Raw genomic sequence first — 22,273 nt, forward strand, 5'->3', positions numbered from 1 at the left:
ACACCCGCGGATTGACCGAGCCCGAGGTTCTGCGGCCTACTGAGGTGGTCCGCCACGGTATCGGATGGCCGGTTCGCATCCGCTGTCGAACCTTCCGGCCGTGATGCGGACTCCATCATCCGACGACCGGAGCGTGATCCGCCATGAGCCGTGCCCCCGAGCATCCCCGCTTCACCGAGTCCCCCGATGACGCCCAGTCCAAGACCCTGCGCGCCGCCGGGACCTGGACGGGTCAGCAGCAGACGCGCGTCGAGGTGCGGGACTTCACCTTCACGGTGGACGAGCCGGAGAGGATCGGCGGCCGTGACGAAGGCCCCACTCCCATGGAGTACCTCGCCGGATCAGTCGGTGCCTGCATCACCGTCGTCATCGACCAGGTGGCCGGCCGCCGCGGCCTTGCGCTCACGGGCATCTCCACGTACTCGCTCGCCCGCCAGGACCAGCGCGGGCTCGCCGGCACCGCCGACGTCCAGCCGTACTTCCACACCTACCGCCTGCAGGTGTGCGTGGGGACCCCGGAGACCGACGAGCAGGTGCTCCGGGACTTCGCCACCGCGGTCGAACACTCCTGCCCCGCGGTGAACCTCCTCCGCGATGCCCGCATCGACCTCACCGTCGCGTGGTCGTTCGCCGCCGGGGTCGAGGACGGCGCCGCTGAAACCGCGTGCAACACCGCACTCGGCTACACCTCGCCGTCCGAGGACTTCACCGAACCCGTCATCACGTTCGAGAACGCGGATGCACCCGCACCCGCCGTCGGCGCCGAGGGCACAGGCGCACGCGCATGACCGCCGTCGGACTGTGGACGATCGGACTCGCCTCGGCCTACACCCTCTGGCTCGTGGTGGGCGGCCGGGTCGTGCTGCGCCGCCGGGAGACGGGTCGAGCCGGATTCTTCGTCGGGGGACGCACCTTCAGCCCGTGGACCGTGGCCTTCTGCATCACCGGCCTGTTCTCCGGCTCGTCCTTCATCGCGATCGTCGAGCTCAGCTACCGGACCGGTGTGTCCGCCGTCTGGTACGGCGTCGCGGAGACCGTGCAGGTGCTCCTCATCGCCCTGCTCCTGGTCAAGCCGCTGCGCGAGAAGCTCGTGGTGACGGTGACCGGCATCATCGGTGACCGGTTCGGACGGGCGGCGAAGGCCATCAGCTCGATTATCACCGGCCTGACCTTCCCGATGTACTCCGTCGCGACCACGATCGCCTTCGCCTCGGCGTTGCACATGGTGACGGGCCTGACGCTGCCGCTGTCGATCGCGGTGACCGCCGCCGTCCTCCTCGCGTTCCTCTCCTCCGGAGGCATGCACTCAGTGGCCTTCAGCCAGACGATGAACGTCATCATGATCTCCCTGATGTTCGCCGTCGGCGTGTGGGCGATCACGGTCTCCCCCGGGTTCGGCGGAATCGCGGACTTCCGCGCGGCCAGCCCGGCGATGTTCGACCTCTCCAACGCCGGGGTCTCTCTCATCGCCGCGTGGTTCGGCACCTTCATCATCAACGTCCCGCTGGCGCAGGCGGCCTTCCAGATGTCGATGTCGGCGAGCAGTCCGGAGAACGGGCAGAAGGGCCTCTACCGCGCGGCGGTCCTCGGGATCCCGCTCATCCTCCTCGGGGTGTTCATCGGCATCGCGGCCGCGGCGCTCGTGCCCGATGCCGCGCTGCCGCTCGTCGCGATCCCCGAGTACATCGTGGGCGTCCTGCCGGCGTGGGCCGCCGGGCTGTTCTTCGTCGGGCTCTGGGCCTGCGCCCTGGGCTGGGCGGGACCGTGCCAGTTCTCCGGCGCCACCTCGCTCGGTCGCGACCTCGGTTCGGCGATCAATCCGCGTGCGACCCAGGCCCAGCTCGTCCGCTACACGCGCTGGGCGCTCGTCGGCCTCACCGTGGTCATGGTCGTCTTCGCCCTGCTCCGCTCCGAGCAGTCGGCGTGGTGGAACGTCATGGCATGGACCCTGCGCAACGGCGCGACCTTCGCTCCGGTGCTCGCCGCGTTCTTCTGGCCGCTCGCCACGCGCTCGGCGGCGCTCACCGCGCTGCTCGCCGGCTTCGGCTCCGGGCTCACCTGGTACACGCTCTCCGGGTTCGACCCGTCGGCGTTCTTCCTCGGCGTCCACCCGGTGTGGATCGGGATGATCGCGAACCTAGTCGGCCTCACTGCGGTCACCCTCGTCCAGCGCCGGTGGGTCACGGTCCCGGCCGGACGCCACCGGCAGCGCGGGCAGCTGTTCCTCCTCCTCGCAGCCGCAGTGGCCGTCCTCTCCGTGTTCGCCTGGTCCTGGCTCGCCGGGCACGGGCTCGTCGGCATGGCGCTGTTCCTCATCGTCGTCGCGCTGTTCGCCGCGACGGTCAGCCTCACCGTTCCGGCGGAGCGGGGAGCCGAGTCCCCGTCGAGCTCCGCGGAGCTCGCGCCGTCGACGGCGGGCGAAGCGAACGAAGACGGCCACTGACCCGAGGGCGCTGCGCTCCTCGCACCCGCCCGCCGCGGACGGACCGCACCGACCGCTGAGCCGGGAGCATCCCGCCTCACTCACCCGGCGGCGCGGGTGAAGCGCTCGCCCCATTCCGCGATCCGTGCGCCGAGCTCCGGCGGCGACACGATCTCGAAGTCCGCCTCGACCGCACCGAGCGCCATGGCCGGCCAGTCGAGGGTGTCGGTCGTCATCCGCAGCCGGGACCGCTGCCCGTCGATGTCCTCGATGACGCCCCACCCGTCGAGCGCGGCACGCACGCGGGCGACGGGTGCGTGGATGATGACGTCGACCGCGTAGCGGGAGCTCGCGCTCTCGATGCCCTCCCGGACGAACGCGGCGGCGTCCTCCGCAGGCAGTTGGCGCGGTCGGAACCGGGCCCCGGTGCCGCTGGGCCCGCGGAGTCGATCGAGCCGGAAGCTCCGCCAGTCGTGGCGGCCGAGGTCGTAGGCCACGAGGTACCAGCGACCGCCCAGGGAGACCAACCGGTGCGGCTCGACATGGCGCTCCGCCGTCCGGTCGTCAGCGGTCCGGTAGTCGAAGCGCAGGCGCTCGTCGTCGCGGCAGGCCTGGGCGATGGCGGTGAGGGTGTCGGCTTCGACCGCCGGACCCGCAGTGCGCGGTCCCCAGGTCGCGGGCACGGTCATGGCCCGCACCGCATCGACCCGCTGCCGCAGCCGCGGCGGCATGACCTGGACAACCTTGGTCAGGGCCTGGAGAGCGGACTGCTCGATCCCGGCCACCGAGCCCTGGGCCGCCGACTGCAGTCCGACGGCGATCGCGATGGCCTCGGCGTCGTCGAGCACGAGCGGCGGAAGTGCGGCACCGGCGGCGAGCCGGTATCCCCCGCCGATGCCGCGATCGGCGTCGACGGGGTACCCGAGTTCCCGCAGCCGCTCGATGTCGCGGCGGAGGGTCCGCGGGGTGACCTCCATCCGCTCGGCGAGCTCGGCGCCGGACCAGAACCGGCGGGTCTGGAGGAGGGAGAGGAGCTGAAGCATCCGTGTGCTCGTCGACATGGATCCAGAATAGGCACGATTGTGGACAGAAACTGACCTAAAGACTCGAGAGCATGGTTCCACGCCGCCGAAGACGGCCCGCTCATCCCCTCAGGAGGAACCGTGATCCACGCCCGATCCCTCACCAAGACCTTCGCGACAGGCCGTGCGCAGCCGGTCCAGGCCGTCCGCGGCATCGACCTCGACATCGCGCCCGGAGAGCTCGTCGCGGTGCTCGGCCCCAACGGAGCCGGTAAGACGACGACCATGCGGATGCTCACCACCCTCATTCCCCCGACCTCCGGCACCGCCACCGTGGCCGGTTACGACGTCGTCGGCGATTCGGCCGAGGTGCGCCGGCGGATCGGCTACGTCGGCCAGGGCAACGGCGGCGGCCACACCCAGCGCGCACGCGACGAGCTGTACACCCAGGCTCTCGTGTACGGTCTGTCCCGCCGCGAGGCCCGGCGCCGCACCGACGAGCTCCTCGAGGTCCTCGGGCTGCGCGAGCTCGCCGCGCGCAAGGTCTCCGAGCTGTCCGGCGGGCAGCGCCGGCGACTCGATGTGGCCATCGGTCTCGTCCACGCTCCCCGGCTGCTGTTCCTCGACGAGCCCTCCACCGGTCTCGACCCCCATAACCGCGCCAATCTGTGGCAGCACATCGCAACGATGCGCAGCTCCCACGACATGACGATCGTCCTCACCACGCACTACCTCGACGAGGCCGACGACATGGCCGAGCGCGTCATCGTCGTCGACCACGGCCGCGTCATCGCCGACGACACCCCTGATGCGCTCAAGTCCCACCTCGCCGGTGATCGCATCGGCCTCACCGCCCCGGACGCAGCAGCGGCCGCGCGCACGGCCGAGCTGGTCTCGCACGGCCCCGGCGCCCGCGAGGTCGCCGTGCACGGCACCGTCGTGACGGCCCGGGTGACCGACGGCCCGCGCGCCCTGCCCGGGCTGCTCGCCGCGGCCCGGGAGTCGGGCATCGACATCGCGGCGGCACACGTCGACCGCCCCACTCTCGACGACGTCTTCCTCGCCCTCACCGGCCGCAGCCTCCGCGAGGAGACCGCACCGAAGCCCGCCGCCGAACTCGCCCCTCTCCCCGGAAAGGACGCATGATGACCACCCCGACGCCCGCCCAGGCCGCACCCCGGCCGGCACCTGCAGACCGGACCACCCGCCGCGGCGCGAGCGCACCGCTGCGCGACACGTGGATCGTCATGACCCGTGAACTGCGGCCCGTGCTGCGCGATCCGTTCTCCCTCGTCTTCAGCCTCGTCCAGCCCCTCGTGTTCCTCGGCCTGTTCGGCCCGCTGCTCGCCGGCTCGCTCGGCGGGGAGCAGGTCCTCGGCGGGAATGTCTGGCAGTGGTTCGTCCCGGCGATCCTCGTCATGACGACGCTCTTCGGCACCGCCACCACCGGCTCGAACCTCCTCTACGAGTTCCAGACCGGAGCGCACGAGCGCATGCTCGTCACCCCGCTGTCCCGCCCCTCGCTGCTCGTCGGCCGCTCGCTCAAGGAAGTGCTGCCCCTCATCGGTCAGGCGCTCATCGTCATCGTCGTGATGATCCCCTTCGGGTTCCGGGCCGACGTCCTCGGTGCGGCACTCGGCCTGGCGCTCCTCGCCGTCCTCGGCGTCGGCCTGGGATCCCTGAGCTACGGCCTGGCGACCGCGGTCCGCAAGCAGGACTGGATGTTCTGGGTCGTCCACCAGACCCTGATCTTCCCGCTCATGATCCTCTCCGGGATGCTCCTGCCGCTGGATTCCGGACCCCGGTGGATGCAGATCGCCGCCACCGCCAACCCGCTGGCATACGTCGTCGAGGCCGAGCGGGCGCTGTTCGCCGGCGACTTCTCCTCCCCCGCCATCCTCTGGGGATGGGTCGCCGCGCTCGCGACGGCCGCCCTCGGCCTCGCACTCGGCGTCCGCCTGATGAACCGCAGCGCGGACTGAACCTCACACAACACAACGAAACGGAGACCATCATGACCATCCTCGTCACCGGAGCCACCGGAACCATCGGCAGCCTCATCGTCGACCAGCTCCTCGCCGCCGGAGAACAGGTGCGCGCACTCACCCGAAATCCCGCCGCGGCGCACCTGCCCGCAGCCGCCGAGGTCGTCGCCGGCGACCTCACCGATCCCGACTCGCTCACCGCCGCCTTCGACGGCGTCTCCGCCGCCCACCTCATCACGTTCGGCGGAGACGAGGGAGAGGCCCTGACGACCGGTCCCCGGATCGTCGACCTCGCCGCGCGGGCGGGAGTGCGCCGGATCTCCGTGCTCGGCGGCTGGGAGGAGACCTCGATCGAACCGGCGCTGCGGGAGTCCGCGCTGGACTGGACGGTGGTGGGGCCGGCGGAGTTCATGTCCGGCGCCCTGGAGTGGGCCGAAGGGATCCGTGCGGACGGGAGGCTGCGGATGCTCGCCGACTGGCCGAGCGCCGTCGTCCACGATTCCGACATCGCCGCCGTCGCCGTCGCCGCACTCACCGAGGCGGGGCACGCCGGGCGCACCTATGTCGTCACCGGTCCGGAGGTGCTCACGCCGGCCGAGCGGGCGCACCTCATCGGAGAGGCCATCGGGGAGGACATCGTCTTCGAACAGCTCACCGTCGAGCAGGAGCGCGAGCGGCTACGGTCGTACGGCTATCCCGAGGACTACGTCGCATTCGGCATCGAGCTCGCGACGAATCCGCCGGCGGAGGCCGCCGAGGTGCACGACACCGTCGCACGGGTCACCGGGCGCCCGGCCCGCACCTTCGCCCAATGGGCGGAGGAGAACGCCGAGGCCTTCCGGAGGGGATGATCGCCGCCCCGCAGCTCAGCGGTGCCGCGGGGCAGCAGCGCTGCGGGGCCGCGGACCTTCAGCGCGATCGGTTGCGCGGGTGGTTCCGGGCCTGCCGTTCGTTGCCCCGGCGGTAGTTGCCGGTGAGCCGCGCCATGAGCTCCTGCGGATCCCCGGACTCCACGTCATCGAGGAAGTCCGCTGCACGGCGACCCCGCAGGGTGGTCGCGGGACGACCGTGATGCGTGATGACGACCGCGTCACCACGTTCGCGGTACTCGAATCCGGTCGGTCGGGTCATGCTCAGAGTATAGGGCGGATCCGGCCACCGAGCCGGGTGGTGCACGGCGGTGAGTCAGGGATTCGAACCCTGGGTAGGGGGTTGCCCTACAACGGTTTTCAAGACCGCATATGATCAACCATCGCCCCTGGTCACAGCCTCGCTACGGCGATTCTGTGACAGCGGAGTGACAGTAAGAAGTCGGAGCTCACTGCTCGCGGGCGAGCCAGTCAGCCATGACCTCGCCAGCCTCATCGAGGCTTCCCGCGTACAGATGAGAGTACGTGTTGAGCGTGACCGTCGGCGACCGGTGGCCCGCCCACCGCGCTACCGTCGTCACCGGGACGCCGGAGTTGATGAGAGCTGAGATCGCGGTGTGTCGGAGGCCGTGCGGAGCCAACGGCCTGAAGTCCTCATCGCCTGCCCGGAGGCCGCGCCACGCGGCCACATCATCATCGTGAGCCTTCTGAACGGTGGCGAGCCGATCCCGCAGCTCCTTGCCGGTGTACTGGTCGGAGAGCTTCGCCTTCGCCTCCCCCAGCCGTTCCCCTGCGGCCTGGATCGCGGCCGGGACGCCGCTGATCGTGGCCTCGTCGGCGTAACCGGTGATGGGCCGCCCCAGCGTCTCCTGTAGCCGCGTGACAGCCGTTCCGACTTCGGCCGATGCGTCCCTCATCGCCTTGGCGAGGGTCGTGTGGGCAATCGGCTTGCCCTTGATGTTGAACACGAGCTGGTCGGCCGGGGGCGTCAACCTCGGCCGGATGAGAGCGAGGACTTCAGCGGTGACCGGGACCGTCCTAGTCTCGTGCGTCTTCGTCGGGCCGTCGATCAGACCGGCCCGACCTCGGAACGAATGACCCTGACCTCGCACGGTACTGAGAGCCTTCGTCACGGTGACAGTCCGGCGGTGGGTGTTGATATCCGCGACCTCGAGTCGCGCCCATTCCTGCCACCGGAGGCCGGTTGTTCCCGCGAAGAGGATGAGGTCGCGCCACCTGGCGAGCGCTTCGGCGTCGGCTAGCCGGTTGAGTTGTCGCGCCGTGAGCGCGTGCTTCGCGGTCTCCCCAGACCCGCCGGGGATGCTCGGCATGTAGTCCCGGCCACCGCCGGGCCGGTAAGCCTGGTTGTCGGGGATCATCTGCTCGCTGACGGCGTAGGCGAGCATCCGAGTGAGCAGTGCGAGCGCGTCGCGTTGACGCTTCACCGACCTCGGCCGATCCCGGCCGGGGGCCGGTTCGGTGGCGAGTTCCTGCGCCCACTCTTCGATCTGCTTGTAGGTGATCCGGTCGAGTAGATGGTGCTCCCATTTCGGTCGGACGAGGTTCTCCCACTGCTCGGCGAGGTCGGCCTGGTTGCGGAGTCCGGTGCGCCGGACTCGCGCCGACGCCCTGAACTGCTCCCAGAGTTCGGCGGTGTTCGTCCGGGAGCCGGAGCCGGCTGTGTTGCGCGGCTTCCTGCCGCTGGTCGTCTTCATCTTCCGCAGCCGGTCCCGCTCGGCTTCGGCCTCGGCCTTGGTGCGGAATCGAGGCCGCTTCCGTCCGCCTGGGCCGGGGTGGAGGAACACGTCTACCTGCCATCGCTTGCCAGCTCGGGCTGTCGGCCCGTGGTCGATGAGTTCGTCTAGCCGCCGCGGGTACTGGGTCGCCATGCGACCAGGGTACAACGGTCCGCGCTGTCACGCTGTCACGCGGAACCAGGCTGAAAACGGAGACTGATCGTGCACAAGCGGAGCGAATGACACTGGTGTAACACACGATCTAGGGGTAGTGTGTTTCATACACGTTCGGGATTGTCAAGCCCTGGCGTGTCGTTCCTTGAAAATCGTATAGAGAGACAGAGGTTAGATGACTGCACCTACAGACCACATGAGTACGGCGGAGGTGTCCGCCGAGTTCGACCGGATGATGGTTGCCAACGGGATCGCCAAGGCGGTTGATGAGCACATCGCCGCCGAGTATATCGGCGTCAAGGTGTCCTGGCTGCGGAACAACCGACGCTCACCGATCACGCCCCCTTATCTTCGCTATGGCGCGAAAACTATCCGATACCACGTAGACGACCTTGACCGGTGGCTCGACGCACAGCGGGTCCAGTGACTGCCACCGACTATGAGAGCGCGGTGCTCGACGCGCTCGACTTCGAACCCGACCTGGACGATGTTCCGTCCGCCGCGCTGGAGGCGCTGGAGCGGGTGCAGAAGATGGGTGCCGGTGACGGCCTCACAGTGCATGACCTCCGGGCCGAGCGCATGGCGATGCTCTCGGCGTCAGCGGCGACTGTGACCGACGGTCAGTTCCGGGTGTTCGTGCAGATGCTATTCGGCGCGAGGATCGACCACGGGTCCGAGCAGTTCGTGTTCGACCGGGGGAACGAGTGGCTGGCCGACGAGTGCGGAGCGAGCATCCGCACGGTGCGCAGACACCTGCGAGACCTCCGGGAGCAGCGGCTGCTCGACCCGGTGCGATACGGAGGATGGCGCGGCGATGCCGCCGAGGTTGGGGTGTGGGCGTTCACGACGCCGGAGGAACGCGACGGCGGCGACCTGTACACGCTCGCTGAGCGGTGGGTCGAGTCGCGTGGTTCGACTGCGACAGCGCACCGCCGCCGCGACTTCGTCGCCGCGATGATGAGCGTCTACGGGTCCGATGTGATCGTGCCGGAGCACCTTCCTGCGGAGGTTCGGACCGCTGGGGATGCGGCCAGGTTCGTCGATCATCTGCGGGTCGTGCACCGCCGATGAGGGCGTGCACGATTTGTCCCCCTCAGTACTTACACCCTCAAACGCGGCCCTGTCTGGGCCGCTATCCAACGGCGAAGAATTGAGCAGGACCGTCAGGTCCGACGCGAACGGGGCGGCCCCGGCGGGGGCCGCTGTGGAACAACAACCACCACCACCGGGCGGCGAGTCAACGCCGCCGCTGACACGGACGCCGCGCAGGCGTCCGACATATACCAGGCCCGCGATGGCGCGGGCAGATTGGGGTGCATTATGACGAAGAAGAGGGCGGCTACTGCCGCCGATCTTGGACAGCTTCTGTTGATCCGCCGTTGCGGATCGTGTGGGGATCGGAGGTCGTTGATCGACTTCCACCGCGACCGGAGCAATCCGCGAGGCCGCGGCTACCGGTGCAAGCCGTGCAACGCCGCCCGATTCCGGGCGGCTGGCCCGGAGCGGTCGTGGTCGTTCAACTACCGTCGCCGCTCCCGCGACGCCGGACACCTGCCGGTCGTCGAGCGGGTTCGTCTTCGTGACCTGATCGAGCGTGATGGCGCAGGCTGTTCGGCCTGCGGCGATGACGAAACGAACTTGCAGCTCGATCACCGGACGCCGGTGGTGATGGGTGGAGAGCACTCGCTCGGTGCTGTTGCGTTGCTGTGCCTCGGCTGCCACCGGGAGAAGAATCGTTCAGACCTGGAGCGGGTGCGCGCCTGGCGCGCTACTGGCCCTGTCCTCCACGTGGTTATGGAGGCCGTGTGACCACCGTAGAAGACATGATTCCCGGCGACTGGTTCGCTTTGGAGGACGACCGGATTGGCCGCGTGTATTTGTGTCTTGCTCGGCCGGTGGAGGTCGGGCGGAGGCGGCACCGACTGACGCCGTCGAATTCGTTCGGCCATAGCACGGACCTCCGCGTCCACCGTGTGACCGTGTGGTCGCACAAGCCGTGCCGACGGCTGTCCGAGGCCGAGGTGGTCGCGGCTCTTCGCGATCTCCGCTCTCGGATGCTCGACCCGGTCGAGATCGAGCGGGAGTGGGTGAGCGCGTGATTCGGTTTGATCGGTCTGTTGTTGTTGATGAGCCGCCGCGTCAGGCGGCAAATAATCAGCAGTTCGTTCGTAGGGGCCGCGTGTGCGCGGCTGTTCGGAAGCGGGGCGATGCGGCGGTGGCGATCCTTGCGGGATCGCACGTCCTCCTCGTCGTGGATCCCGCGGTTGCGGCGGAGTTGGCCGAGGCGATAGCCGAGGCTGTCGGGGAGGCGGTGGCCGCAGATGTTCGTTGAAGCGGCGAGGCATGTTCGGCGGAATCGTCAGTTCGCCTCCGGCGTCGAGGTTGACCCGGCGGTGATGTTCGGCGGGTCGCCGGGGGTTGGGCTCAGGAATCCTGGGACGCGGTTTCTGGTCTTGCTTCCGGTCGCTGACGCCTACCGGTTGGCTGACCTGATCGTGGACGCCGCAGAGCGCGCGTCCGACGCGGCAGGGTTCGTTGAAACCCCGCCTGAGGACGCCAGCAGTGCGGCGTCCGTTATGTACGAGAGTGATAACACTAGCCCGGCATCGTTGCCGGGCGTTGAGTAGGAGATGAAGATGACCGAGAACATCATTGAGAACACCGTTCCGACCATTGAGGACGTCACGACGGGTGCGCCGGCGCGTGCCGCGCTCGCCGAGGTGGAGCAGCGGATTGCTCTGGCGGATCGTGCGGAGGCTGATGTTCGCCGACGCCTGGCCGACGGCGAGGATGTGGGGAAGCGTGAGCTCGCGGATCTCCGCGACGAGCGTGAGGTTCTTGAGCTTCGCGCTGAGGGCCTGCGGGAGAAGGCGGCGGCGGCCGACGAGGCCGACGTTCGCGCCGTGGCTGAGGCGGTCCGGGCGGCTATTGCCGGTGTCCCGGAGGTGCCGGATTCTGATGTGCTGGCCGGTGAGATTGCCGCTGAGGTGGAGGCGCTTATCTCGGAGCGGCTGGCCGAGGCCGCGCCTCTCTTCGAGGCGCATGAGCGCTACCGTGCTGCGGTTCTCCGCCTGGCCAGGTCGGTGCCGCAGCACCGCCTTTCTGCTTACGGGGTCGGGCGGTCGGAGCGTCCGCGGTTCGGCACCGACCCTGGCACGGTGGAGGACGGGGTGTCGGGTGCCCGCCTGGCGCCGGTGACGGCTTCGACGGCCGAGTTCACGGTGCGCCGGGCGGTGTCGAGCGCGGTGAAGCTCCCGCGCCGCTGACTTCTGCCGAGGTCGTCGCTATTGGCTCGGCGAGGGGTGCGCCGGATGCTGGGCGGGGGCGGGGGTAGTGCTGTCGGCCGCCTGTCACGGTTCGGTAACGGTTGCGGGCACGCGATGGTGTGGCACATATGTCAAGACCCTAAAATGCCCCTTCGCTGTTCTGGGCATGATGAGGCCCCGGTTCCCGCTCGTGCGGGGCCGGGGCCTTCGTCGTCCTGCGGGGTTAGGGTTTCGCGTATCGGCCTCGCCCGGTGAGGGCGGCGTGCAGCGTCTGTCGAGTCACGCCGAGTTCCCTGGCGATCTTGGCTTTGGCGACGCCGAGCGTGACGCGCTCGCGGGCCTGTTCGATCTGTTCGGGGTTGAGTGCCGGGGCCTTCGCGTACTTCCCGGCGGCTTTCGCTAGCGCGATTCCGTCGCGTTGGCGTTCTCTGATGGATTCGCGTTCGAGTTCTGCGAACGCCGCGAAGATCGTCAGCATCGCTTTGCCGACTTTGTCGTTGACGTTGAGGTTCGGTGTGTCCACGAACTCGACGGCGACGCCTTTGTTGTTGAGTTCTTCGACGAGTTCGAGGAGGTCGCGTGTGTTGCGGGCAAGCCGGTCGATGCTCTTGACGCGGATCGTGTCGCCCCGCCTGGCGAACTTCACTAGCGCGTTGAGTTCGGCGCGGTCTTCGCGGTTCTTCCCGGATGCTTTCTCGTCGATGATCTGGTCAACGCCGCGCAGCGCTTCGTGCTGGCGTCCGAGGTTCTGGTCCGTCGTGGAGACTCTGGCGTACCCGTAGATGCGTGAACTCATGTCTTAAACCTGTTTCCGATAGTGGTAAACGACGTTTCTGATGACTTGATACTACGCATGTCCTCGGGAGTGCGTCAACCGACAATCACGGTATGCGTGCTTTTACATGCAGTCACAGGCCCGGACGTGTCCAGAGCGCGGAAAGCTTGGTCGGCCTTCGGCAGACCAATAGAATAGTGCGCTATGAGTGAAATCCAATTCGCGCGATACCGGGAGTACGTCGCGGCCCGCGTTGATGCAAACAATGCGATGATCGCCCTGCTTGCGGGATCACGGCTGTCCGCTCACAGCCTTCAACTCCACAAAGGATCGCCCCACCATCTGCCCGGGCTGTTTCCTTCTGTCGAGGATATCGACCGGTTCAATCTTCTTCCTGACCACGCCTCGGAACTGCTGCTCGACGCCGATGCACACCTTGCAGCCGTTGCGATTCCGTATGCGCTTGCCCTATACGAGGCATTCGTCAAGGAAGCAGTTTCGATGTTGCAGCGCGAGGGGTACAAAGTCGCACGGGATCGTGCTGCCCTCAATGCTGGACGCATGCACCAGACGTTGTATCAAGCGGCAGGAACTCCTGAACCAGCCGACAACGTTTCGCTTTTCCACGTGCTCCGTTGCGCCAGGAACGCACAGATTCATCACGCAGGGAGCATCACCAAAGAGGTGCGCGACTCCATAGCATCACTCAGCTCGGGACAACGCGCAAAGTGGGAGAAACTCACAATGGGCGCGGCCGAGGCCATGTTCGTTGATGGGCAATTGCACTTCACCCTGGGGCACTTGATCGCCGCATTCGCCGTGACCAAAGAAGGCGCGCGTCGGGTTAATGATCTTCTTGAGCAGAAGCTGAGCAGGGAGAGTTGGGCTTCCTACGCAGTCGAGGACTACGCAGAAACGGCAAAGCACCCACGAAACAGCCGCAAATGGAAACAGGGGCTCATCGGATTCGCGCGCTTCCACTACTCCGGACTCCGCCTCACTGAATCCGAACTACAGGACGCTGCACGAGCAGCTGGCGCCTGGACGGCATCGTCTTGGTGAGAAGAAAGAACACGGGGGCTCTGTACCCATTGAGCTACTTCCGGCAAAGCCGGAGCCAGGAGTCGAACCTGGGTCTCCACTGTTTTTGTGCGAACTGAGGTTTTGCTCCTCTAGCCGCCGAACGGCGCCCGCTACCACCCATTATACATTCACGCGGCGGCGAAAAGCGAAGCGGTCGAGGAGAGACGAACTGATACGGTTCTCATATGGGTAATCGCAAGTCCTGCAGCGTTGCTGGCTGCGGAGAACGTCCGGTTGCTCGGGGGCTGTGTCAGCCTCACTACGACAAGTGGCATAAGCACGGCGATCCCCTCTACCAGCGCCCGAAACCGGCTCCCAAGCAGTGTTCGGTTGAGGGGTGCGAGAAGCTGGCTGAGACTCGGTCTCTCTGCTCCCAGCACTACGGCCAGTACAAGCGCGGCACTCTTGGCCGTGTGTTGGGCGAGCGAGAGTGCAGCCAGTGCGGAGAGCCGTTCCAGCCGAAGCGCTCCAACTCCTGGACGTGCGACAAGACAGAGTGCCGGCGACGCCGCCACCGGGAACTTAACAGCGAATCGAAGGCTCGCCGTCCGCTGAAAGAGTACGTGCGCGAATGTGCCGGGTGCGGGACAGAGTTCACAACGACGAGTCGTGCTGTGAAGTACTGCTCTCCGCATTGCCCTGGTCGAGAGAAGAGGGCCTGGGGAGAGTTGCGGAAGGCAGTGGAGTCCAAGGACTACCGGACAATTCTTCGTGTGCTCGAAGAGCGCTCCGACAAGATCGCGTCTGGGTGCTGGGAGTGGCAAGGCGTGGTCGATTCTCGGGGCTATGGTCGGATCGGCTTCAACAGAGCTGGCCAGTTCTTGCCTCACCGCCTGGCCCTGGAAGCCAAACTCGGCAAACCGCTTGGAGAGCTTGTTGCTCACCATGTCTGCGCGAACCCACGGTGCACGAATCCGGACCACCTGGAACCGGTGACGCAAGCACAGAACCTCGGAGAGATGATGGCTCGATCAAACTTCCTCGCTCGGATCAAGGAGCTTGAGGACGCGCTGCGCGAGCTCAATCCGAACCATCCGCTGCTACCGGGGTTCCAGTGACAGAGGTATACCTCGTTGGACGGGCTTGAGAGGCTGCGTCATTGACGCTCGGCAGAACACGTCTAGTCATCCGGAGTCCAGCGCTTAAACGTCTCCGCAAGTGGAGCGGTGAAGCAGTCTTTTCCAAAAGCGGCCGTGATACGGAATGCGCCGCGGTCGCGAGTTGCAAGAGGGTGAATTGGTTCACAGATCCTTATGCTTGGGCCTATGGTCCTCCCGTCCAACCGCCTCCGAAATCAAATAACTGCAGACAAAGAAGCCGCAGGAGAAAATCTGTGGAGCGATTCCGTTGACCATCGAGCGCGTGTCCGGCTCGCCGCTGCATGGCAGTGGGTGAGTAGCCACGAGATGAGTTATGGGACCCATAGAATCGAGCCAAGTGAGGTGAGCTTTCTCCTACGGGTTCACGGTGGCTACGACCTAGGCTCATACTTCGGCTGGGCTGACCTCAAAGCAACTACCGACCGAAAGCTCGTTTTCGACGCACTAGCGGCAGCGCACAAGTCCATAGCCCCTCACGACTACACATCCAGGGCGTTGTTCGAGGGCTTGGTGAATGACATCCTCCGGGAGCACAGAGTTGCTTACAAGTTCGTTGATGGTGATCTTGTGCCGTTCAAGTCGGATGAGCTGTTGCAGGAGGTCGTTGAACCTGCGGTGCGACTGTTGGTGAGTCGCGAGTTCTCGGGAGCGCAGGCCGCATACCTCGCCGCCCTTGAAGAGATAGTCAACGGCGAGCCCGGAAACGCCATCACGGATGCTGGAACCGCGTTGCAGGAAACTCTCCAAGCGCTGGGGTGCGAAGGAGGCGCGTTGGGACCGTTGATCAAGGACGCGAAGAAGCGAGGGCTTCTTGCCGGCCACGACCAAAACCTGGCAGCCGGGGTCACCAAATTTCTTGATTGGGCATCCGCTGACCGCAGTGAACTAGGCGACTCCCACAACCATTCGCATGCCACTCTCGATGACGCATGGCTGATGGTCCATGTGGCAGGCGCACTGATCGTCCGCTTAGCAGCCGAGCCTACTCGTGCCGCCGCAATTGAGAAGCGCAGCCGCTGACGCTTCAATCATTCACTTAGTAAATGACCTCGGTCGGGCCTGTAGAGCTGCACTGTATTCCTGGGCGGGTATACCTCGATTTACTACACGAAGCGTGTGTGTTCTGAGAACAAGGGGGCTGCCCCGGCCCGACTGTCCAACACACCCCCGTTGCTTTCAGAAGTCCTACGTAGCGTGTAGGAATTCGACCGTACAAGCGTGCTGTACGCCCTAGCAGCCACCACCGCGCCCGGCACACCAGCCAGACAACGCCACCACACCACCGGCCAGCGCGGCAGACACACACCGAGGACGCAGAGGGTAGGCAGGGCAGGCAGAGGCCAGGAGGCCGCAGGAGGGCCTGTACGGGCCTGGAGGGCCGCGACGGTGTGCAGGGCTGAGGGGCGGCCCCACGGCCGGCCCAGGCCCCGTAGCGTGCGTCTCAGTGGCATAGGGGTGCCCCATGACCCCCTGCGACGGTCGGGCAGGACCGGTCGTTGACAGCGGCTGAGATTCTGCTCAGGTTCGAAAGCGTGTGAGCGTGCGTTCGGGGTGTTTTAGCCGGGGTTTCGGGGTGGGTGAACCGCCCGGCTGATCGCCGCAAGCGTGGAGCCGGCGAAGCGAGGTCCTAGGAATTTATCGTCCGGACGATAAATTCGGAGTCGTCGAGGCGAGCAAGATCATGGGCCGGTCGGACAACACGATCCGCGCTTACCTCAATGCGTGGAACAACGCTGCCGCGGGCACCGGCGGGCCGGGTGCCCTTGAGCCTCGGACTCTACGATCCGAGGCGACGCCGACGGCCTGTGCGCCCCGTCGTCGGAGTTGCGGCCGGAGGACTTCTTCTCCTACGCCAACTAGCTCGCCCGCCGCCGAGGTCATGGCCCGATCGTTTGTTGCGGAACCGCAGTGCTTCTACACCTGGAACGGTCATCACGTCAAACGAAATCCGCGTTTCCGTGACAGTAGCGTGACAGTGAGATCGTGAAGCAGGCTGAACGCAGGCACCTGCATAACTTGATCTTCGAGTCAAACCCATCGGCCACGATTCGAGATGGTCGAGCGTTTGCCCTGGTCAGGGGTGGTGGTTTGTGGCGGTGAGTGTGGGATTCGAACCCACGGCCCCTGTGGGGGCAACGGTTTTCAAGACCGTCACATTCGGCCGCTCTGTCAACTCACCTCGCACCGGGCGACCGGCCGGGAGACCCCGTCCTGCCTGGCGGTGCACCCCACATTCTGTCACAACCACACACCCGGGCGAGGTGTAGTGACGTCCCCGCTGTGACGTCCCCGCTGGGACACCGGGGCGGACTGTGGGCCGACAGCCGGTGACGTCCCCGCTGTGACGCCGGAGCTCCGATTGCGCCGCCCGGGCTCCGGCGGCTCTCCATCCGCGACGTCCCCGCTGTGACGCCCGGCCGTCCCGGGGCCGTCCACCGGGACCGGATCGTCCCGTCGTCGCCTGCCCGCGACCCGCGCCACAGTTCGGCAACAGTTCATCCGTCGCCGCGGAGGCCGGTGAATCCGCGTCCGGACCACTCGGTAGGCTAGAGCAGGACCCACCGGTCCCGTGAAACCGAGCCTGTCAGGAGACATCCTCAATGCAAGTGTGGCCAGGAACGCCCTACCCTCTCGGTGCGACCTACGACGGTACCGGAACGAACTTCGCGATCTTCTCCGAGCCCGCGGAGAAGGTCGAGCTCTGCCTCTTCGACCAGTGGGGCAACGAGGACCGCATCGAGCTCACGGAGAAGGACGCCTACGTCTGGCACTGCTACCTCCCGCAGGTCGAGCCCGGCCAGCTCTACGGCTACCGCGTCCACGGTCCCTACGACCCCGACAACGGCCTGCGCTGCAATCCCAACAAGCTCCTCCTCGACCCCTACGCCAAGGCGGTCTCCGGGCAGATCGAGTGGGGCCAGGCGATGTTCTCCTACCCGATGGGCAGCGACGGCACCGGCTACAACGAGGACGACTCCGCGGACTCGATGATGCTCGGCGTCGTCATCAACCCCTACTTCGACTGGCGCGGCGACCAGCACCCCAACCACCCGTACTACCAGTCGGTGATCTACGAGGCGCACGTCAAGGGCCTCACCCAGATGCACCCCGACATCCCCTCGGAGCTGCGCGGCACCTACGCCGGCGTCGCCCACCCGAGCGTCATCAAGCACCTCAAGAAGCTCGGCGTCACCGCACTCGAACTCATGCCCGTCCACCAGTTCGTGCAGGACCAGCGCCTCGAGGAGGAGGGCCTGCGCAACTACTGGGGCTACAACACCATCGGCTTCCTCGCCCCGCACAACGAGTACTCCGCCTCCGGCCAGTCCGGCCAGCAGGTGCAGGAGTTCAAGGAGATGGTCCGCGCCCTCCACCACGCGGACATCGAGGTCATCCTCGACGTGGTCTACAACCACACCGCCGAGGGCAACCACATGGGCCCGACGATCTCCCTGCGCGGCATCGACAACACGCACTACTACCGCCTCGTCGAGGACGACCTCAAGCACTACATGGACTACACCGGCACCGGCAACACCCTCAACGTCCGGATGCCGCACTCCCTCCAGCTCCTCATGGACTCCCTGCGCTACTGGGTCACGGAGATGCACGTCGACGGCTTCCGATTCGACCTCGCCGCCGCCCTGGCCCGCGAGTTCTACGACGTCGACCGGCTCTCGACCTTCTTCGAGATCATCCAGCAGGATCCCGTGGTGAGCCAAGTCAAGCTCATCGCCGAGCCCTGGGACATCGGCCCCGGCGGCTACCAGGTGGGCAACTTCCCGCCGCTGTGGTCGGAGTGGAACGGCAAGTACCGCGACGTCATCCGCGACTTCTGGCGCGGCGAGCACTCCACGGTGGGCGAGTTCGCCTCGCGCATCTCCGGCTCCGCGGACCTCTATGCGAACTCCGGCCGGCGCCCCTTCGCCTCGGTCAACTTCGTCACCGCCCATGATGGCTTCACCCTGGCCGACCTCGTGTCCTACAACGAGAAGCACAACGAGGCCAACGGCGAGGACAACCGCGACGGCGAATCCCACAACCGCTCGTGGAACCACGGCGCCGAGGGCGAGACCGACGACCCGCAGGTCCTCGCCCTGCGTGCCCGCCAGCAGCGGAACTTCATCGCCACCCTGGCGCTGAGCCAGGGCGTGCCGATGCTCAGCCACGGCGACGAGCTCGGCCGCACCCAGCACGGCAACAACAACGCCTACTGCCAGGACTCCGAGCTCGCCTGGATCGACTGGGAGAACGCCGACCAGCCGCTCATCGAATTCACCGCCCGCGTGTTCGAGATCCGCGAGCACCACCCGACGTTCCGCCGCTCCCGGTTCTTCGACGGCCAGGTCGTGCGCTCCGACGTCGACCAGCCCCTGCCGGACCTCGTGTGGCTCAACACCGACGGCGAGGAGATGATCGTCACCGACTGGCACACCTCCTTCGCCCACGCCGTCGGCGTCTACCTCAACGGCAGCGGCATCCAGGGCATGGACAAGCGTGGCCGCCCGATCCGCGACGAGGACTTCCTCGTCTTCTACAACGCCTCCCTCGAGGACGTCGACTTCGTGTTCCCCGGCGAGGACTTCGCCCCCGGCTGGGAGGTCCAGCTCGACACCGCCGGCGAATTCACCGAGGAGAACGTGTTCACCGCCGGGGAGAAGATCACCCTGTGCGGCAAGTCCATGCTCATCCTCAAGGAGGCGAGCACGCAGGAGGAGACCGCGATGACCGTCGAGGCGTCCCTGGCCTCGCGCAGCGCCGCCGGTCAGGCCGCCGGTGACGAGCCGTCGAGCCGCACCGGCACCCGCCGGGTCGAGGACCTCGGCGTGCCCGGTGAGGCCGGCGAGAAGGTCCGTCCCGGCTACGAAGAGATCTGAGCGCCGCCCGAGCCCACCCGACCGAGCAGGAGTGAGATTGAGTCAGCGCCCCGCCCCCGTCCCCGCGTCCACCTACCGGTTCCAGCTCACCTCCGACTTCACCCTGTTCGATGCCGCCGAGCAGATCCCCTACCTCGCCGGCCTCGGCATCGACTGGGTGTACCTCTCCCCCGTCCTCGCCGCCGAACCCGGGTCGACCCACGGCTACGACATGGTCGACCCCACCCGGGTCGACGAGGCACGCGGCGGGCGGGCCGGGCTCGAGGCGCTCTCCCGCGCCGCTCACGCGGCCGGCATGGGGGTGCTCGTCGACATCGTCCCCAACCACATGGGCGTCGCCACACCCGTGCACAACCGGTATTGGTGGGATCTGCTGACCTTCGGCGAGGCATCCCGGTACGCCCAGTGGTTCGACGTCGACTGGGCGGCCGGCGCGGACGACACCGCGCCGTTCCGCCCCGCCGACGGCTGGACCCGCCCGGCCACCGGCAAGCTCGTCCTCGCCGAGCTCGGTGCTCCCGAGCACCTCGGGGAGCTCGAGATCCGCGAGCACGAGGGCAGCCCCGTGCTGGCCTACTACGACAACCTCTACCCGGTGGCCCCGGGCAGCCTGCAGGACGGGATGACGCCGCAGGAGCTCCACGCGGTGCAGAACTACCGGCTCGTCCACTGGAAGCACGAGGACTGGGGGCTCAACTACCGCCGCTTCTTCTCGATCAAGACCCTCGCCGGGATCCGCGTCGAGGACCCCGCCGTGTTCGCAGCCACCCACCGTGAGATCGCCTCCTGGTTCACCGAGGGCCTGGTCGACGGGCTGCGCATCGACCACATCGACGGGCTCGCCCGGCCCGAGGAGTACCTGACCCGGCTCACCCACCTCACCGGGGCCTACATCGTGACGGAGAAGATCCTGGCCCTCGAGTCCCTCGGTGCCCGCGAGCTGCTGCCGGCCGGTTGGGCCGAGGCCGGCGCCCGCGGCACCACCGGCTACGAGCTCATCGCCTACATCGACGGTGCGCTCACCGACCGTGCCGGGTTCTTCCACCTCGAGGCCGCCCGCCAGCAGCTCTTCGCCGGCGGTCCGCTGCCCGGTGAAGCGGTCGAGGGGGCGGACGCCGCCGAGGAGCCGGCGGGCCTCGCGGCCGCCGGCCGCCACCTGCAGCGCCACCCCACCTCCGTGCACGGCCTGTTCACCCAGATCGAGCAGGCCGCCAAGACGCACTTCGCTTTCGGCCCGCTGTCCGGGGAGATGCTCCGTCTGGCCCGCGAGCTCAAGGCCATCGGCTGGTTCCACTGCGATGCCCGCTCCCGCGCCGTGATCGGCGCCGACCCGCTCGACATCGACATCGAGCAGCTCGCCGACGTGTTCGGGATCCTCGCCGCCTCGCTGCCCGTCTACCGCGTCTACCGCCCGGCGCCCACCGACCGCGAGCACTTCCTCGCCCAGCTCTCGGACACCGTCGATACCGTGGACCTGCCGCCGCTGAGCGAGGACGGCCAGATCATCATGCGCGCGCTGTCGGCGATCCGCTCGACGGCCCGCTCCGCGACCGCCTCGGACCGGCTGCTCGCGTACCTCGGCGTCGTGCTCACCACCGCGAACCATCCCACCTTCATCCGGTTCGCCCAGTCCACCGGCGCGATCATGGCCAAGGGTGTGGAGGACACGACCTTCTACCGCTACGCCGCGCTCACCGCGCTCAACGAGGTGGGCGGCCGGCCGGAGGAGCCGTTCGAGCCGGCCGCGCTGTGGCAGGAGTTCGAGCGCCGCATGCGCACCACTCCCCACGGCCTCAACTCGCTGAGCACGCACGACACCAAGCGCAGCGAGGACACCCGCGCCCGCATCCTCGCTCTCGCCGAGCTCCCTGGCGAGTTCTTCGCGTTCCTCGCCGCCGCCCGGCAGCGCACCTCCGTGCGCTACCGGCCCGACGAGTCCGACCTCATGGTCACCGCCGGCGCACGGTACGGCGTCAACGCGAGCATCGAGCGCACCAAGGCGCCGCTCGCGGCGGACACCTCGTTCGACATCCTCCTGTGGCAGGCGGTGCTCGGTGCCTGGCCGGCCACCCCGGAGCGGCTCACCGAGTACGCGCTCAAGGCCGCCCGCGAGCAGAGCCTCTACACCTGGTGGACGGACAACCACGAAGAGTTCGAGGACGAGCTGCGCGCCGCCATGGAGGCCACCGAGCAGGACCCCGAGCTCCGCGCCCTCATCGAGGACATGGACGGCCGGATCCGTGCAGCCGGGCACTCGAACGGACTGGTCGCCAAGGCGCTCCAGCTGCTCGCCCCCGGCGTCCCCGACGTCTACCAGGGCACCGAGCTGTGGGACCGCTCGCTCGTCGACCCGGACAACCGGCGCCCGGTGGACTACGGCGAGCGCGGCCGCCACCTCGGCGGCATCGACCGGCTCGATCTCAGCGATGAGGCGGCCTGGGACTCCGGCGCGGTCAAGCTCCTCCTCACCTCTCGCCTGCTCCACCTGCGCACGCGCCTGCGCGAGGTGTTCGTCCCCGACAGCCCGCTGCTCACCGGCCCGCCGGGGCCGGTGGGGCGGACGGGCGCGCAATGGGAGCATGCGCTGGCCGTGCTGTTCGGCGGGCGCGTGCTGCTCGTCGGAACCCGCCTGCCGATCGGCCTGGCAGCGGCCGGCGGGTGGGCCGACACCGCGGTCACCGTCGCCGCCGAGGACCTCCGCCCGCTCGACGAGGACGCCTACCTCGCCCAAGTGCTCGCGGAGACGGACCCCGACCGCTCCACTGACGACCTCCCCGCGGACGACCCCGGGACCAGCACCGCCGGCACCACCGGCTCCGCGGAGCCCAGCGAGGCCCCCGCACCCGAGGCGCCCTGCCGCTGGCGGGACGTGCTCACCGGAGCCGAGTTCACCGGCACCCGCCTGCAGGTCGCCGAGCTCCTCGACCGCCTGCCCGTCGCCGTCCTCGAACGCGTGGAGTAGAC

General features: G+C 67.6%; 20 protein-coding genes and 2 tRNA genes. 16 read left to right on the forward strand and 6 right to left on the reverse strand.

The window, feature by feature from the left end:
- Positions 1–143 precede the first annotated feature (143 nt).
- Together MTQ12_RS07795 and MTQ12_RS07800 are read left to right on the forward strand one after the other, a co-directional pair.
- The gene (locus MTQ12_RS07795; protein WP_247425587.1) at positions 144–788 is read left to right on the forward strand and encodes an OsmC family protein; all 645 of its coding nucleotides are present in this window, start codon (positions 144–146) and stop codon (positions 786–788) included.
- Positions 785–2,443 (forward strand): sodium:solute symporter family protein, encoded by a 1,659-nt coding sequence (locus MTQ12_RS07800; protein WP_247425589.1) that lies wholly within the window; start codon positions 785–787, stop codon positions 2,441–2,443. The genes MTQ12_RS07795 and MTQ12_RS07800 overlap by 4 nt, the downstream gene beginning before the upstream one ends.
- A gap of 80 nt (positions 2,444–2,523) precedes the next feature.
- Here MTQ12_RS07800 and MTQ12_RS07805 read toward each other — a convergent pair whose 3' ends face one another.
- A complete protein-coding gene (locus tag MTQ12_RS07805) occupies positions 2,524–3,483 on the reverse strand; it encodes a YafY family protein (protein WP_137318193.1) in 960 nt (319 codons plus the stop codon).
- Between the two features lie 102 nt (positions 3,484–3,585).
- On the opposite strand from MTQ12_RS07805, the gene MTQ12_RS07810 reads away from it, so the two are divergent.
- From MTQ12_RS07810 to MTQ12_RS07820, 3 genes are all read left to right on the forward strand, one after another.
- The gene (locus MTQ12_RS07810; protein ID WP_137318194.1) at positions 3,586–4,590 is read left to right on the forward strand and encodes an ATP-binding cassette domain-containing protein; all 1,005 of its coding nucleotides are present in this window, start codon (positions 3,586–3,588) and stop codon (positions 4,588–4,590) included.
- A gap of 101 nt (positions 4,591–4,691) precedes the next feature.
- Positions 4,692–5,426 (forward strand): ABC transporter permease, encoded by a 735-nt coding sequence (locus MTQ12_RS07815; RefSeq protein WP_247618224.1) that lies wholly within the window; start codon positions 4,692–4,694, stop codon positions 5,424–5,426.
- Positions 5,427–5,458: 32 nt separating this feature from the next.
- Positions 5,459–6,280, forward strand: a complete 822-nt coding sequence (locus MTQ12_RS07820) for an NAD(P)H-binding protein (protein ID WP_137318196.1) — start codon at positions 5,459–5,461, stop codon at positions 6,278–6,280.
- 58 nt (positions 6,281–6,338) lie between these two features.
- Here MTQ12_RS07820 and MTQ12_RS07825 read toward each other — a convergent pair whose 3' ends face one another.
- The 3 genes from MTQ12_RS07825 to MTQ12_RS07835 all read right to left on the reverse strand — a co-directional run bounded on the left by MTQ12_RS07825 (position 6,339) and on the right by MTQ12_RS07835 (position 8,187).
- Entirely contained in the window at positions 6,339–6,560 is a 222-nt protein-coding gene (locus MTQ12_RS07825) for a hypothetical protein (RefSeq protein ID WP_101652577.1), read from the reverse strand.
- Between the two features lie 44 nt (positions 6,561–6,604).
- Positions 6,605–6,699, reverse strand: a tRNA-OTHER gene (locus MTQ12_RS07830).
- 48 nt (positions 6,700–6,747) lie between these two features.
- Positions 6,748–8,187: a tyrosine-type recombinase/integrase gene (locus MTQ12_RS07835; protein ID WP_137318197.1), complete on the reverse strand. Its 1,440-nt coding sequence runs from the start codon at positions 8,185–8,187 to the stop codon at positions 6,748–6,750.
- Between the two features lie 232 nt (positions 8,188–8,419).
- On the opposite strand from MTQ12_RS07835, the gene MTQ12_RS07840 reads away from it, so the two are divergent.
- From MTQ12_RS07840 to MTQ12_RS07865, 6 genes are all read left to right on the forward strand, one after another.
- The gene (locus MTQ12_RS07840) at positions 8,420–8,635 is read left to right on the forward strand and encodes a helix-turn-helix domain-containing protein (RefSeq protein ID WP_217494878.1); all 216 of its coding nucleotides are present in this window, start codon (positions 8,420–8,422) and stop codon (positions 8,633–8,635) included.
- Positions 8,632–9,279 (forward strand): helix-turn-helix domain-containing protein, encoded by a 648-nt coding sequence (locus MTQ12_RS07845; protein WP_247425592.1) that lies wholly within the window; start codon positions 8,632–8,634, stop codon positions 9,277–9,279. The genes MTQ12_RS07840 and MTQ12_RS07845 overlap by 4 nt, the downstream gene beginning before the upstream one ends.
- Positions 9,280–9,615: 336 nt before the next feature.
- Positions 9,616–10,017, forward strand: coding sequence for an HNH endonuclease signature motif containing protein (locus tag MTQ12_RS07850; RefSeq protein ID WP_175406805.1), 402 nt, complete (start codon positions 9,616–9,618; stop codon positions 10,015–10,017).
- Positions 10,014–10,307, forward strand: a complete 294-nt coding sequence (locus MTQ12_RS07855; protein WP_137318200.1) for a hypothetical protein — start codon at positions 10,014–10,016, stop codon at positions 10,305–10,307. The genes MTQ12_RS07850 and MTQ12_RS07855 overlap by 4 nt, the downstream gene beginning before the upstream one ends.
- 222 nt (positions 10,308–10,529) lie before the next feature.
- Positions 10,530–10,835 (forward strand): hypothetical protein, encoded by a 306-nt coding sequence (locus tag MTQ12_RS07860; RefSeq protein ID WP_137318201.1) that lies wholly within the window; start codon positions 10,530–10,532, stop codon positions 10,833–10,835.
- Between the two features lie 9 nt (positions 10,836–10,844).
- Positions 10,845–11,474, forward strand: a complete 630-nt coding sequence (locus tag MTQ12_RS07865; RefSeq protein WP_137318202.1) for a hypothetical protein — start codon at positions 10,845–10,847, stop codon at positions 11,472–11,474.
- 223 nt (positions 11,475–11,697) lie between these two features.
- Here MTQ12_RS07865 and MTQ12_RS07870 read toward each other — a convergent pair whose 3' ends face one another.
- A complete protein-coding gene (locus tag MTQ12_RS07870) occupies positions 11,698–12,270 on the reverse strand; it encodes a recombinase family protein (protein WP_137318203.1) in 573 nt (190 codons plus the stop codon).
- A gap of 183 nt (positions 12,271–12,453) precedes the next feature.
- Here MTQ12_RS07870 and MTQ12_RS07875 point away from each other — a divergent pair, with 183 nt between their 5' ends.
- The 3 genes from MTQ12_RS07875 (at position 12,454) to MTQ12_RS07885 (ending at position 15,452) form a co-directional block, all read left to right on the forward strand.
- Positions 12,454–13,311 (forward strand): hypothetical protein, encoded by an 858-nt coding sequence (locus MTQ12_RS07875; protein ID WP_247425595.1) that lies wholly within the window; start codon positions 12,454–12,456, stop codon positions 13,309–13,311.
- A 734-nt stretch (positions 13,312–14,045) separates the two neighbouring features.
- Positions 14,046–14,390: an HNH endonuclease gene (locus MTQ12_RS15190; protein WP_175406806.1), complete on the forward strand. Its 345-nt coding sequence runs from the start codon at positions 14,046–14,048 to the stop codon at positions 14,388–14,390.
- A 552-nt stretch (positions 14,391–14,942) separates the two neighbouring features.
- Positions 14,943–15,452 (forward strand): hypothetical protein, encoded by a 510-nt coding sequence (locus MTQ12_RS07885; protein WP_137318205.1) that lies wholly within the window; start codon positions 14,943–14,945, stop codon positions 15,450–15,452.
- A gap of 1,071 nt (positions 15,453–16,523) precedes the next feature.
- Here MTQ12_RS07885 and MTQ12_RS07890 read toward each other — a convergent pair.
- A tRNA-Ser gene (locus MTQ12_RS07890) sits at positions 16,524–16,611 on the reverse strand.
- Between the two features lie 421 nt (positions 16,612–17,032).
- On the opposite strand from MTQ12_RS07890, the gene glgX reads away from it, so the two are divergent.
- Both glgX and MTQ12_RS07900 read left to right on the forward strand, forming a co-directional pair.
- Positions 17,033–19,309, forward strand: coding sequence for a glycogen debranching protein GlgX (gene glgX / locus MTQ12_RS07895; RefSeq protein WP_247425597.1), 2,277 nt, complete (start codon positions 17,033–17,035; stop codon positions 19,307–19,309).
- Between the two features lie 37 nt (positions 19,310–19,346).
- On the forward strand, positions 19,347–22,271 hold the full coding sequence (locus MTQ12_RS07900; RefSeq protein ID WP_247425599.1) for an alpha-amylase family glycosyl hydrolase: 2,925 nt from the start codon (positions 19,347–19,349) through the stop codon (positions 22,269–22,271).
- Positions 22,272–22,273: the final 2 nt, after the last annotated feature.

Source organism: Brevibacterium sp. R8603A2, assembly GCF_023072605.1.
Taxonomy (GTDB): Bacteria; Actinomycetota; Actinomycetes; order Actinomycetales; family Brevibacteriaceae; genus Brevibacterium; species Brevibacterium pityocampae.